11 protein-coding genes and 3 pseudogenes are annotated in these 12,401 nt (G+C 56.3%); 1 reads left to right on the top strand and 13 read right to left on the bottom strand.

Translation table 11 applies throughout. The features are described from left to right. Positions 1 to 4: 4 nt before the first annotated feature. Positions 5 to 1,401, bottom strand: a pseudogene (locus tag CES87_RS10535) (MFS transporter). A gap of 191 nt (positions 1,402 to 1,592) precedes the next feature. Between CES87_RS10535 and uvrA the strand changes: the two are divergent. Next, positions 1,593 to 4,426, top strand: a pseudogene (uvrA, locus tag CES87_RS10540) (excinuclease ABC subunit UvrA). 113 nt (positions 4,427 to 4,539) lie between these two features. Here uvrA and bfr read toward each other — a convergent pair. From bfr to rpsE, 12 genes and pseudogenes are all read right to left on the bottom strand, one after another. Next, a complete protein-coding gene (bfr, locus tag CES87_RS10545; RefSeq protein WP_128606089.1) occupies positions 4,540 to 5,004 on the bottom strand; it encodes a bacterioferritin in 465 nt (154 codons plus the stop codon). 149 nt (positions 5,005 to 5,153) lie between these two features. Further along, entirely contained in the window at positions 5,154 to 6,608 is a 1,455-nt protein-coding gene (locus CES87_RS10550) for a catalase (RefSeq protein ID WP_128606090.1), read from the bottom strand. Between the two features lie 198 nt (positions 6,609 to 6,806). Then, positions 6,807 to 7,193, bottom strand: a complete 387-nt coding sequence (gene rplQ / locus CES87_RS10555; RefSeq protein WP_024778333.1) for a 50S ribosomal protein L17 — start codon at positions 7,191 to 7,193, stop codon at positions 6,807 to 6,809. Between the two features lie 42 nt (positions 7,194 to 7,235). Beyond that, positions 7,236 to 8,236: pseudogene (gene rpoA, locus CES87_RS10560) on the bottom strand (DNA-directed RNA polymerase subunit alpha). Between the two features lie 22 nt (positions 8,237 to 8,258). Further along, on the bottom strand, positions 8,259 to 8,879 hold the full coding sequence (gene rpsD / locus CES87_RS10565) for a 30S ribosomal protein S4 (RefSeq protein WP_003176404.1): 621 nt from the start codon (positions 8,877 to 8,879) through the stop codon (positions 8,259 to 8,261). An 18-nt stretch (positions 8,880 to 8,897) separates the two neighbouring features. Further along, positions 8,898 to 9,287, bottom strand: coding sequence for a 30S ribosomal protein S11 (rpsK, locus tag CES87_RS10570; protein WP_002555466.1), 390 nt, complete (start codon positions 9,285 to 9,287; stop codon positions 8,898 to 8,900). Between the two features lie 30 nt (positions 9,288 to 9,317). Next, positions 9,318 to 9,674 carry a 30S ribosomal protein S13 gene (rpsM, locus tag CES87_RS10575; protein WP_009045849.1) on the bottom strand — a complete coding sequence of 119 codons (357 nt, stop codon included), beginning with the start codon at positions 9,672 to 9,674 and terminating at the stop codon, positions 9,318 to 9,320. A 130-nt stretch (positions 9,675 to 9,804) separates the two neighbouring features. After that, on the bottom strand, positions 9,805 to 9,921 hold the full coding sequence (gene rpmJ / locus CES87_RS10580; RefSeq protein WP_002555468.1) for a 50S ribosomal protein L36: 117 nt from the start codon (positions 9,919 to 9,921) through the stop codon (positions 9,805 to 9,807). A 27-nt stretch (positions 9,922 to 9,948) separates the two neighbouring features. Next, positions 9,949 to 11,277, bottom strand: a complete 1,329-nt coding sequence (gene secY / locus CES87_RS10585) for a preprotein translocase subunit SecY (RefSeq protein ID WP_003228718.1) — start codon at positions 11,275 to 11,277, stop codon at positions 9,949 to 9,951. Continuing rightward, the gene (gene rplO / locus CES87_RS10590) at positions 11,278 to 11,715 is read right to left on the bottom strand and encodes a 50S ribosomal protein L15 (RefSeq protein ID WP_003228720.1); all 438 of its coding nucleotides are present in this window, start codon (positions 11,713 to 11,715) and stop codon (positions 11,278 to 11,280) included. It abuts the gene before it with no gap. A gap of 3 nt (positions 11,716 to 11,718) precedes the next feature. Further along, on the bottom strand, positions 11,719 to 11,895 hold the full coding sequence (gene rpmD, locus CES87_RS10595; protein WP_003176408.1) for a 50S ribosomal protein L30: 177 nt from the start codon (positions 11,893 to 11,895) through the stop codon (positions 11,719 to 11,721). A 2-nt stretch (positions 11,896 to 11,897) separates the two neighbouring features. Continuing rightward, a complete protein-coding gene (gene rpsE, locus CES87_RS10600; RefSeq protein WP_003186035.1) occupies positions 11,898 to 12,398 on the bottom strand; it encodes a 30S ribosomal protein S5 in 501 nt (166 codons plus the stop codon). Positions 12,399 to 12,401 lie beyond the last annotated feature (3 nt).

Consider the following 12,401-nt stretch of genomic DNA (forward strand, 5'->3'; position numbering starts at 1 on the left):
TCTCCTAGGCTACGCACGCTGCCCCTGCCGGGTTGTTCACCAAGCGCTCAAGGGTGGTGCGATCCAATAGTTCGGTGTCCAATTTGATGTAAATGGCCGCTTCATCAGCGACTATCACTGCATCTGTTACCCCTACGACGGCCTTCAGGCGCTCGACCAGACCCGCTTCGCGGATCGCTTCGGGCGTCAATGGCAAGCGCAGGCTTGTCACGTAGGGAGGTTCACGCATGGTAACAGCAAAGGCCAGCCAGAGGGCAGCCAGACCGGCGCATCCAAGGAACACAACCGACAAACCGCCGTGCTGGAACAACCAGCCGCCGAGGATCCCGCCCAGTGCCGAACCGAGAAACTGGCTGGTGGAATAAACCCCATCGCCGTGCCCTTGCCACCCGCCGGTGAAACCTTGCTGATCAGCGACGGCAGCGACGCCTCCAGAAGATTGAACGCGGTAAAGAACACTACCGTACCGATCACCAGAGCCCGCAAGCTATCGCCGAACTGCCAGAAGAATAGCTCAGTGAGCATCAGCGTCACGACGGCACCGAGCAAAACTCGTTTCATTTTGCGTCGCTTCTCACCGTAGATAATGAACGGGATCATGGCGAAGAAGGAAATCAGCAGCGCGGTGAGGTACACCCACCAGTGCTGCTCCTTGGGCAGCCCGGCTTTTTCGACCAGTGCCAGCGGCAAAGCGACGAAGCTCGACATCAACATCGCATGCAACACAAATATACCCAGGTCCAGACGCAGCAGGTCCGGGTGTTTGAGCGTCGGTATCAATGCCTGGCGCGCGACGCCGGATTCACGATGCTGCAATGGACCGGTGGAGCGCGGCACCATGAACATCACGATCACGATGCCGAATAGCGCCATACCGCCCGTGGCGAGGAACAATCCGGACAGGCCAAAAGCGCGCGTCAGCAAGGGCCCGACCACCATGGCGACAGCGAACGACAGACCGATTGTCATGCCAATCATGGCCATGGCCTTGGTCCGATGCTGCTCACGGGTCAGGTCCGACAGCAGCGCCATCACCGCGGCAGAAATCGCCCCGGCACCTTGCAGGATTCGCCCGGCGATCACACCCCAGATCGAATCGGCATTGGCCGCCAACACGCTGCCGAGGGCAAAGACTACCAGCCCCAGGTAAATCACCGGGCGGCGGCCGATGCGGTCAGAAATGAAACCGAAAGGAATCTGGAAAATAGCCTGGGTAAGGCCGTAAGCGCCAATCGCCAGCCCGATGAGGGCCGGGGTCGCTCCTGTCAGGTCCATCCCATAGGTCGCCAGTACCGGCAACACCATGAACATGCCAAGCATACGGAAGGCGAACACCAGGGCCAGCCCGCTCGCCGCGCGGGTCTCGCTGCCACTCATGCGTTCGCTGTGGGGATCGTGCATGGAAAAACCTCATGTGAACCGGCGGCGATTCTATCAGTCCCATCGATTGACAGGGTATATCGCGACGCTTTGCCGCGTGTAGATGACACAGCTTTCATGTAAGGCTGCAATGACATCATTCGATAGTGTGCATCCATCCAGTATTTGGCCGTATACTCCTACGTTTTCGACGCCCGCCGAGCGAGGCCACTTTGGACAAGATCCTGATTCGTGGGGCTCGAACCCACAACCTGAAGAACATCGACCTGACCCTGCCACGGGACAAGCTGATCGTCATCACCGGCCTGTCCGGCTCCGGCAAGTCATCCCTGGCCTTCGACACACTCTATGCTGAAGGCCAGCGCCGCTACGTCGAATCGCTGTCCGCCTATGCCCGGCAGTTCCTGTCAATGATGGAAAAACCTGACGTCGACACCATCGAAGGCTTGTCGCCGGCGATCTCCATTGAACAGAAGTCGACCTCGCACAACCCGCGCTCGACCGTCGGCACCATCACCGAAATCTACGACTACCTGCGCTTGCTGTATGCGCGCGTGGGTATCCCGCGCTGCCCGGATCACGACATTCCACTGGAAGCGCAAACCGTCAGCCAGATGGTCGACCTGGTCCTCGCCCAACCGGAGGGCAGCAAGCTCATGCTGCTGGCCCCGGTAATCCGCGAACGCAAAGGCGAACACCTGTCTGTTTTTGAAGAGTTGCGTGCTCAGGGCTTCGTGCGTGCCCGGATCAACGGCAAGCTCTGCGAACTCGACGAGTTGCCGAAGCTGGATAAACAGAAGAAGCACTCGATCGATGTAGTCGTCGACCGTTTCAAGGTCCGTGCCGACCTGCAACAGCGTCTGGCCGAATCCTTCGAGACCGCGCTGAAACTGGCAGACGGCATCGCCCTGGTGGCGCCGATGGATGACGAGCCGGGTGAAGAGATGATCTTCTCCGCGCGCTTCGCCTGCCCGATTTGCGGTCACGCCATCAGTGAACTCGAGCCAAAACTGTTCTCCTTCAACAATCCGGCCGGCGCCTGCCCGACTTGCGATGGCCTGGGGGTGAAGCAATTCTTCGACATCAAGCGACTGGTCAATGGTGAACTGACCCTGGCCGAAGGTGCGATTCGAGGTTGGGACCGGCGCAACGTCTATTACTTCCAGATGCTTGGCTCACTGGCTTCCCACTACAAATTCAGCCTGGAAGTGCCGTTCAACGAACTGCCGGCCGATCAGCAGAAACAGATCCTGCACGGCAGTGGCTCGCAAAACGTCGACTTCAAGTACCTGAACGACCGTGGCGATATCGTCAAACGTTCGCACCCGTTCGAAGGTATCGTGCCGAACCTGGAACGTCGCTATCGCGAAACCGAGTCGGCTTCGGTTCGCGAAGAGTTGGCCAAGTTCCTCAGCACCCAATCCTGCCCGGACTGCCGCGGCACCCGGCTGCGCCGCGAGGCACGGCACGTGTGGGTCGGCGAAAAAACCTTGCCGGCAGTGACCAACCTCCCGATCGGCGATGCCTGCGATTACTTCGGCGAGCTGAAGTTGACCGGTCGTCGTGGCGAGATTGCCGACAAGATCCTCAAGGAAATTCGTGAGCGCCTGCAGTTTCTGGTCAATGTCGGCCTCGACTATCTGTCGCTGGATCGCAGTGCGGATACGCTGTCAGGGGGCGAAGCGCAGCGCATTCGTCTGGCCAGCCAGATCGGCGCCGGCCTGGTTGGCGTTCTGTACATCCTCGACGAACCATCGATTGGCCTGCATCAACGTGATAACGACCGGCTGCTCGGCACCCTGAAACACCTCCGCGACATTGGTAACACGGTGATCGTGGTCGAGCACGATGAGGATGCGATTCGCCTGGCTGACTACGTTGTGGATATCGGCCCGGGCGCTGGCGTTCATGGCGGGCATATCGTTGCTGAAGGCACACCTGCCGAGGTGATGGCGCATCCAGACTCCCTGACCGGCAAGTACCTGTCGGGCAGGGTAAAAATCGAGGTGCCGGCCAAACGTACGCCCCGCAACAAGAAGCTGTCGTTGTCACTCAAGGGCGCCCGCGGCAACAATTTGCGCAATGTCGATCTGGATATCCCGATCGGCCTGCTGACCTGTGTAACCGGCGTGTCCGGCTCGGGCAAGTCGACGCTGATCAACAACACGCTCTTTCCCTTAAGTGCCACGGCGCTGAATGGCGCAACGACACTCGAAGCTGCCGTCCATGACAGCATCAAGGGACTGGAGCACCTGGATAAAGTCGTCGACATCGACCAAAGCCCGATCGGTCGCACGCCGCGCTCCAATCCAGCGACCTACACCGGGTTGTTCACACCGATTCGCGAGCTGTTCGCCGGAGTGCCGGAATCCCGTTCCCGCGGTTATGGCCCGGGGCGCTTCTCTTTCAACGTGAAGGGTGGACGCTGCGAAGCCTGCCAGGGTGATGGCCTGATCAAGGTGGAAATGCACTTCCTGCCGGACATCTACGTGCCGTGCGACGTGTGCAAGAGCAAGCGCTACAACCGCGAGACGCTGGAGATCAAGTACAAAGGCAAGAGCATTCACGAGACCCTCGAGATGACCATCGAGGAAGCCGGGAATTCTTCGATGCAGTACCGGCCCTGGCACGCAAGCTTCAGACACTGATGGACGTCGGCCTGTCCTACATAAAGCTAGGGCAGTCCGCGACCACGCTGTCCGGAGGTGAAGCACAGCGGGTCAAGCTATCGCGCGAGCTGTCCAAGCGTGATACAGGCAAGACCCTGTATATCCTCGACGAGCCGACAACCGGCCTGCACTTCGCGGATATCCAGCAGTTGCTCGACGTCCTGCATCGACTGCGCGACCACGGCAATACGGTGGTGGTGATCGAGCACAACCTGGATGTGATCAAGACCGCCGACTGGCTGGTGGACCTGGGGCCGGAAGGCGGCTCCAAGGGCGGTCAAATCATCGCCGTCGGCACACCGGAAGAAGTCGCAGAGATGAAGCAATCCCACACCGGTTACTACCTCAAGCCTCTGCTGGAACGCGATCGGGCCTGATTCACGGCCCATGAAAAAGCCCTTGTCACGTCATCAGTGACAAGGGCTTTTTTGTATTCGCTTTCTTTTTAGGAGCAAAGCTTGCTCGCGATAGCAGCTTCGAGATCGCTATATCAAGCGTGCGATTGCAGGTAGTTCTCCAGACCGATCAATTTGATCAGGCCCAACTGCTTCTCCAGCCAGTAAGTGTGATCTTCTTCAGTGTCATTGAGCTGAACACGCAGAATCTCACGGCTAACGTAGTCCTTATGCTGCTCGCAGAGCTCGATGCCCTTGCACAACGCAGCGCGGACCTTGTACTCGAGTCGCAAATCAGTTTCGAGCATTTCCGGTACGGTCGTACCGACATCAAGATCGTCCGGTCGCATACGTGGCGTGCCTTCCAACATCAAGATCCGGCGCATCAACGCGTCGGCATGCCCTGCTTCTTCTTCCATCTCGTGGTTGATTCGTTCGTAGAGCTTGGTGAATCCCCAGTCCTCATACATCCGCGAGTGAACGAAATATTGATCACGCGCGGCCAGTTCGCCGGTCAGCAACGTGTTGAGGTAATCGATAACATCTGGGTGGCCTTGCATCGCCCTACATCTCCCTGCTTCAAAGTCTGTAGTTTGAACCAACGTGGCCATATCGTCACTTGCCAGTCGAAATAAAAGCGAAGATATTCTGAGAAAAGCAGCCGAAATAACGCAAAAACCGCCCAGATGAGGGCGGTTATGCTTCTCGTTTAGACTTCGTTAAGCTGTACGTTGAGCAGCGTTGCGATTGCTTCTCCGTACGCCGGATCGGCCTTGAAGAAGTGCTGCAATTGACGGTCAACGACATCACTCGAAACACCCGACATTGCTCCAGCGATGTTGCCTACGAGCAGGGTCCTCTGCTCATCACTCATCAGACGGAACAGCGCACCAGCGTGGCTGTAGTAGTCAGTATCTTCGCGATGATCGTAGCGATCGGCAGAACCGCTCAAACCCAACGCAGGTTCGGCGTAATGAGGTGCCTGCTTCGGCGAGTTGACGTAACTGTTCGGCTCGTAATTTGGCGCTGCGCCACCATTACTGCCAAACGCCATCGAGCCATCACGCTGGTAGCTATTGACCGGACTACGCGGGGCGTTCACCGGAAGTTGCTGGTGGTTGGTGCCTACGCGGTAGCGGTGCGCATCCGCGTAGGCGAACACCCGACCCTGCAACATGCGGTCTGGCGAGAGGCCTACGCCCGGAACCATGTTGCTTGGGCCGAAAGCTGCTTGCTCGACTTCAGCGAAGTAGTTGAGCGGGTTCCGGTTTAGCTCAAGTTCACCGACTTCGATCAACGGAAACTCTTTCTGCGACCAGGTCTTGGTGACATCGAACGGATTCTCATAATGCGCGGCAGCCTGGGCCTCAGGCATGATCTGGATGCACACGCGCCACTTCGGGAAATCACCACGCTCAATGGCCTCGAACAAATCGCGTTGCGCGTAATCCGGATCTGTACCCGCAAGACGTGCAGCGTCTGCCGGTGCCAGATTCTTGATCCCTTGCTGGGTCTTGTAGTGCCATTTGACCCAGTGACGCTCGCCATTGGCGTTGATCAGGCTATAGGTGTGACTGCCGAAGCCGTGCATGTGGCGGTAACCGTCAGGAATACCGCGATCCGAGAACAAGATGGTGACCTGGTGCAGCGCCTCGGGAGAGTGTGACCAGAAGTCCCACATTGACTGTGCACTCTTGAGGTTGCTTTGCGGTAGACGCTTTTGGGTGTGGATAAAGTCGGGGAATTTCAACGGATCACGGATGAAGAATACCGGCGTGTTGTTACCAACAATGTCCCAGTTGCCTTCCTCTGTGTAGAACTTCAATGCGAAGCCACGTGGATCGCGCTCGGTATCGGCAGAACCGCGCTCGCCGCCCACAGTGGAAAAGCGCAGGAATGTTGGTGTTTGCTTGCCAACGGATTCGAACAGCCGAGCGCCGGTGTACTGAGTGATATCGCGAGTCACGGTAAATGTACCGTAAGCACCCGAGCCTTTAGCGTGCACGCGACGCTCAGGGATGTTTTCACGGTTGAAGTGAGCCAGTTTCTCGATCAGGTGGAAGTCGTCGAGCAGCAGCGGGCCACGTGAGCCGGCGGAACGGGAATTCTGGTTGTCGGCGACAGGAGCGCCACTGGCGGTTGTAAGCGTTTTATTAATGCTCATGCGATCTCTTCCTTTATCGGTCTCGAACTGCCGGCTAATCGGCTGAAAAGGAGTATTGATGATCAACATGACACTCGCTAATTCATTAGCACATCGCTATCGATAGATATAAATAATGAATTTCAGTTGCGAGCATACTTTTCAAACGCGCACAAAAAACCGGGCACTAGGCCCGGTTCTTCGTTTCAGACTGACGTCTTACTCAGCGGATACTGCTTCACCACCGGTAGCACGATCAACCAACTCGACGTACGCCATAGGCGCGTTGTCGCCAGCGCGGAAACCGCACTTGAGGATGCGCAGGTAGCCACCCTCACGGGTAGCGTAACGCTTGCCCAGGTCGTTGAAGAGCTTACCAACGATAGCTTTCGAACGAGTACGATCGAAAGCCAGACGGCGGTTAGCCAGGCTATCTGTCTTGGCCAAAGTGATCAGCGGCTCAGCAACGCGGCGCAGTTCTTTAGCTTTTGGCAGAGTAGTTTTGATCAGCTCGTGCTCGAACAGCGACACCGCCATGTTCTGGAACATGGCCTTGCGGTGCGAGCTGGTGCGGCTGAGGTGACGACCACTTTTACGATGACGCATGGTTCATTCCTTACCAAACACTACGTTCGGTGATTACGACGATCAGGCAGTCGCCTTGTCGTCCTTCTTAAGACTTGCAGGCGGCCAGTTGTCGAGGCGCATGCCGAGGGACAGACCGCGGGAGGCCAGAACGTCCTTGATTTCGGTCAAGGATTTCTTGCCAAGGTTCGGAGTCTTCAACAGCTCTACTTCGGTACGCTGAATCAGGTCGCCGATGTAGTAGATGTTTTCCGCCTTAAGGCAGTTAGCCGAACGTACAGTCAGTTCCAGATCGTCAACCGGGCGAAGCAGGATCGGATCGATCTCGTCTTCCTGCTCGATTACCACTGGCTCACTGTCACCTTTGAGGTCGACGAACGCAGCCAACTGCTGTTGCAGGATGGTTGCAGCACGGCGGATAGCCTCTTCAGGATCCAGAGTACCGTTGGTTTCCAGATCAATAACCAGCTTGTCCAGGTTAGTACGCTGTTCGACACGGGCGTTTTCCACCACGTATGCGATACGGCGAACCGGGCTGAACGAAGAGTCAAGCTGCAAGCGACCGATGCTGCGGCTTTCGTCCTCATCGCTCTGACGCGAGTCGGCCGGTTCATAACCACGACCACGAGCTACTACGAGCTTCATGTTCAGGGCGCCGTTAGACGCCAGGTTAGCGATTACGTGATCGGGATTAACGATCTCGACATCATGATCCAGCTGAATATCGGCAGCGGTAACCACCCCGAACCCTTCTTCGACAAGGTCAGCGTAACTTCGTCACGGCCGTGCAGCTTGATAGCCAGACCTTTAAGGTTCAACAGGATTTCAATTACGTCTTCCTGTACACCTTCGATGGCGCTGTACTCGTGGAGCACACCGTCAATCTCGGCCTCGACTACTGCACAGCCGGGCATTGAGGACAACAGGATGCGGCGCAGCGCGTTGCCCAGGGTGTGGCCAAAGCCACGCTCGAGAGGCTCGAGAGTGATCTTGGCGCGGGTTGGACTGACAACCTGCACATCAATGTGGCGGGGTGTCAGGAACTCATTTACCGAAATCTGCATGGATGCACCTATTTTCTAGCCCTTACTTGGAGTAGAGCTCGACAATCAGGCTTTCGTTGATGTCGGCGGACAGATCACTGCGAGCTGGAACGTTCTTGAAAACGCCCGACTTCTTCTCAGTGTCTACTTCTACCCATTCTACGCGGCCACGTTGGGCACACAGATCGAGAGCTTGGACAATGCGAAGTTGGTTTTTTGCTTTCTCGCGAACAGCAACCACGTCACCAGCACGAACCTGGTAGGACGGAACGTTAACGGTTTGACCGTTTACGCTGATCGACTTGTGCGATACCAGCTGACGGGATTCGGCACGAGTCGAACCAAAGCCCATACGGTATACAACGTTGTCCAGACGGCATTCGAGCAGCTGCAACAGGTTTTCGCCAGTTGCGCCTTTCTTGCCAGCAGCTTCTTTGTAGTAGCCGCTGAATTGACGCTCGAGAACGCCGTAGATACGACGTACCTTCTGCTTTTCACGCAGTTGGGTGCCGTAATCGGACTGGCGACCGCGGCGTTGGCCGTGGATACCAGGTGCTGCTTCAATGTTGCACTTCGATTCGATCGCGCGCACGCCGCTCTTCAGGAAGAGATCGGTGCCTTCGCGACGAGCGAGTTTGCATTTTGGACCAATGTAACGAGCCATTCTTTACAATCTCCTGGATTACACGCGGCGCTTCTTCGGCGGACGGCACCCGTTGTGCGGGATTGGCGTCACGTCGGTGATGCTGGCGATCTTGTAGCCACAGCCGTTCAAAGCGCGGACTGCGGATTCACGACCTGGACCTGGACCTTTGACGTTGACGTCAAGGTTTTTCAGGCCGTATTCCAGCGCAGCTTGACCAGCACGTTCAGCAGCTACTTGAGCAGCAAACGGGGTGGACTTGCGGGAACCGCGGAAACCCGAACCACCGGAGGTAGCCCAGGAAAGAGCGTTACCTTGACGGTCGGTGATGGTCACGATGGTATTGTTAAAAGATGCATGGATGTGGGCGATGCCATCAACCACTGTCTTTTTAACTTTTTTACGAGGACGAGCAGCAGGTTTTGCCATGATTAAATTCCTGTCGATTCGCTGGGGCGATTACTTGCGGATCGGCTTACGCGGACCTTTACGGGTACGCGCGTTGGTCTTGGTACGCTGACCGCGTACTGGAAGACCACGACGATGACGCAGACCGCGATAGCAACCGAGGTCCATCAAGCGCTTGATTTTCATGTTGATTTCGCGACGCAGGTCACCTTCAGTGGTGAACTTCGCCACTTCGCCACGCAGCTGTTCAATTTGCTCGTCGCTCAGATCTTTGATCTTTGCTGCTGGGTTTACCCCAGTCTCTGCACAAATTTTCTGTGCAGTAGTGCGACCGACACCATAGATGTAGGTCAGCGAGATAACAGTATGCTTGTTATCTGGAATGTTAACGCCTGCAATACGGGCCATTCAGTGGGACTCCAATTGACAGCTACCTACGCCCCGGAAGCCAAGAAATAGGGCGCGAGATAATATCGCTGTAATAACAAATAATCAACCCGGCAGCGCACTAGCTGCCGGGCTTGAAGCACAATCACACTCAGCCTTGGCGCTGTTTGTGACGCGGTTCCGCGCTGCAAATTACTCGAACAACACCTTCGCGGCGAATAATCTTGCAGTTACGGCACAGCTTTTTCACCGATGCACGAACTTTCATCACCAACTCCTCGAACCTTATGGGTACTCAGCGCAACATGCCGCTGCCGTAACCCTTCAGGTTGGCTTTCTTCATCAGGGATTCGTACTGGTGCGAAACGAGGTGCGATTGTACTTGGGACATGAAGTCCATCACAACCACGACCACGATCAGCAACGAGGTCCCGCCAAGGTAGAACGGAACGTTGGCTGCAACCACCAGGAACTGGGGCAACAGGCAAACGGCCGTCATGTAAAGAGCACCGAACATGGTCAAGCGAGTCAGAACGCCATCAATGTAGCGCGCAGACTGCTCACCTGGACGGATACCCGGAATAAAGGCACCGGACTTCTTCAGGTTTTCCGCTACGTCTTTCGGATTGAACATCAACGCCGTATAGAAGAAGCAGAAGAAAATAATCCCTGCACTAAACAGCAGAATATTCAACGGCTGACCAGGAGCGATCGACTGCGAGATGTCCTGCAACCAGCCCATACCTTCAGACTGGCCGAACCAGGCACCCAACGAAGCCGGGAACAGCAAGATGCTGCTCGCGAAAATAGCCGGAATAACACCGGCCATGTTCACCTTCAGCGGCAAGTGGCTGGTCTGCGCAGCGAAGACCTTGCGGCCCTGCTGACGCTTGGCGTAGTGAACAGCAATACGACGCTGGCCACGCTCAATGAACACCACGAAACCGATAATCGCTACTGCCAGCAAACCGATGGCAACCAGGGCGAAGATGTTGATATCACCCTGACGTGCAGACTCGAAAGACTGCCCGATCGCTCTCGGAAGACCGGCGACGATACCCGAAAAAATCAACATCGAGATACCGTTGCCAACACCACGCTCAGTAATCTGCTCACCCAGCCACATCATGAACATCGCACCAGCCACAAACGTGGATACCGCGACGAAATGGAAGCCAAAGTCACCAGTGAACGCAACGCCCTGCCCCGCCAGACCAATGGACATACCAATGGCCTGGACGAGAGCGAGGACGACAGTGCCGTAGCGGGTGTACTGGCTGATCTTGCGACGGCCAGCTTCACCTTCCTTCTTCAACTGCTCCAGCTGCGGGCTAACGGCGGTCATCAGCTGCATGATGATCGATGCCGAAATGTACGGCATGATCCCCAATGCAAAGATGCTCATCCGTTCCAGCGCGCCGCCGGAAAACATGTTGAACAAGCTAAGAATGGTCCCCTCATTCTGTCGAAACAGGTCCGCGAGTCGGTCCGGGTTGATACCTGGAACCGGGATGTGTGCGCCTATTCGGTAGACGATAATCGCCAGGAACAGAAAACGCAGACGAGCCCAGAGTTCAGACATACCGCCTTTGCCGAGCGCAGAGAGAGCACCTTGCTTAGCCATTTATTCCTCGAACTTGCCGCCAGCTGCTTCGATAGCCGCACGCGCACCTTTGGTGGCGCCGATTCCCTTGCCGATAGTGACAGCGCGAGTCACTTCACCGGACAGCATGATTTTCACACGCTGTACGTTGACGTTGATCACGTTGGCATCTTTCAGGGACTGCACAGTGACGATGTCGCCTTCCACTTTAGCCAGCTCGGACAGACGCACTTCTGCGCGATCCATGGCTTTCAGGGAAACGAAACCGAACTTAGGCAGGCGACGATGCAGCGGCTGTTGACCGCCTTCAAAGCCTGGAGCGATGGTGCCACCGGAGCGGGAAGTCTGACCTTTGTGACCACGGCCACCAGTCTTACCCAAACCACTACCGATACCACGGCCCGGACGATGCTTTTCGCGACGGGAACCCGGCGCTGGACTCAGATCATTGAGTTTCATCGATTAACCCTCGACACGCAGCATGTAGTAAGCCTTGTTGATCATCCCGCGATTCTCGGGAGTATCCTGGACTTCTACAGTGTGACCGATGCGACGCAGACCCAGACCCTTAACGCACAGTTTGTGGTTAGGGATGCGGCCGGTCATGCTTTTGATCAGCGTTACTTTAACGGTAGCCATGATCAGAAGATCTCCTTGACGCTTTTGCCACGCTTGGCGGCAATGGATTCAGGAGACTGCATTGCTTTCAAACCCTTGAAAGTGGCGTGAACCACGTTTACAGGGTTAGTCGAGCCGTAGCACTTGGCCAGAACGTTCTGAACGCCAGCAACTTCGAGAACGGCACGCATTGCGCCGCCAGCGATGATACCGGTACCTTCAGAAGCAGGCTGCATGTACACCTTCGAAGCGCCATGGGCGGACTTCATTGCGTACTGCAGGGTGGTGCCGTTCAGATCAACCTGGATCATGTTGCGGCGAGCAGCTTCCATTGCCTTCTGGATCGCAGCAGGCACTTCACGCGACTTGCCACGGCCGAAGCCAACACGCCCTTTACCATCACCAACCACGGTCAACGCGGTGAAAGTGAAGATACGGCCGCCTTTAACGGTTTTGGCTACGCGGTTAACTTGAACCAGCTTCTCGATGTAGCCTTCGTCGCGCTTTTGGTCGTTATTTGACATAAC

The sequence above is a fragment of the Pseudomonas sp. ERMR1:02 genome (assembly GCF_002277815.1).
In the GTDB taxonomy this organism is placed as follows: Bacteria; Pseudomonadota; Gammaproteobacteria; order Pseudomonadales; family Pseudomonadaceae; genus Aquipseudomonas.

Excerpts from the sequence above, each read along its gene's own strand:
- bfr (WP_128606089.1), bottom strand. The coding sequence starts at position 5,004 with ATGCAAGGCCACCCAGATGTTATCGATTACCTCAACACGTTGCTGACC.
- CES87_RS10550 (WP_128606090.1), bottom strand. The coding sequence starts at position 6,608 with ATGAGCATTAATAAAACGCTTACAACCGCCAGTGGCGCTCCTGTCGCC.
- rplQ (WP_024778333.1), bottom strand. The coding sequence starts at position 7,193 with ATGCGTCATCGTAAAAGTGGTCGTCACCTCAGCCGCACCAGCTCGCAC.
- rpsD (WP_003176404.1), bottom strand. The coding sequence starts at position 8,879 with ATGGCTCGTTACATTGGTCCAAAATGCAAACTCGCTCGTCGCGAAGGC.
- rpsK (WP_002555466.1), bottom strand. The coding sequence starts at position 9,287 with ATGGCAAAACCTGCTGCTCGTCCTCGTAAAAAAGTTAAAAAGACAGTG.
- rpsM (WP_009045849.1), bottom strand. The coding sequence starts at position 9,674 with ATGGCCCGTATTGCAGGCGTTAACATTCCAGATAACAAGCATACTGTT.
- rpmJ (WP_002555468.1), bottom strand. The coding sequence starts at position 9,921 with ATGAAAGTTCGTGCATCGGTGAAAAAGCTGTGCCGTAACTGCAAGATT.
- secY (WP_003228718.1), bottom strand. The coding sequence starts at position 11,277 with ATGGCTAAGCAAGGTGCTCTCTCTGCGCTCGGCAAAGGCGGTATGTCT.
- rplO (WP_003228720.1), bottom strand. The coding sequence starts at position 11,715 with ATGAAACTCAATGATCTGAGTCCAGCGCCGGGTTCCCGTCGCGAAAAG.
- rpmD (WP_003176408.1), bottom strand. The coding sequence starts at position 11,895 with ATGGCTACCGTTAAAGTAACGCTGATCAAAAGCATGACCGGCCGCATC.
- rpsE (WP_003186035.1), bottom strand. The coding sequence starts at position 12,398 with ATGTCAAATAACGACCAAAAGCGCGACGAAGGCTACATCGAGAAGCTG.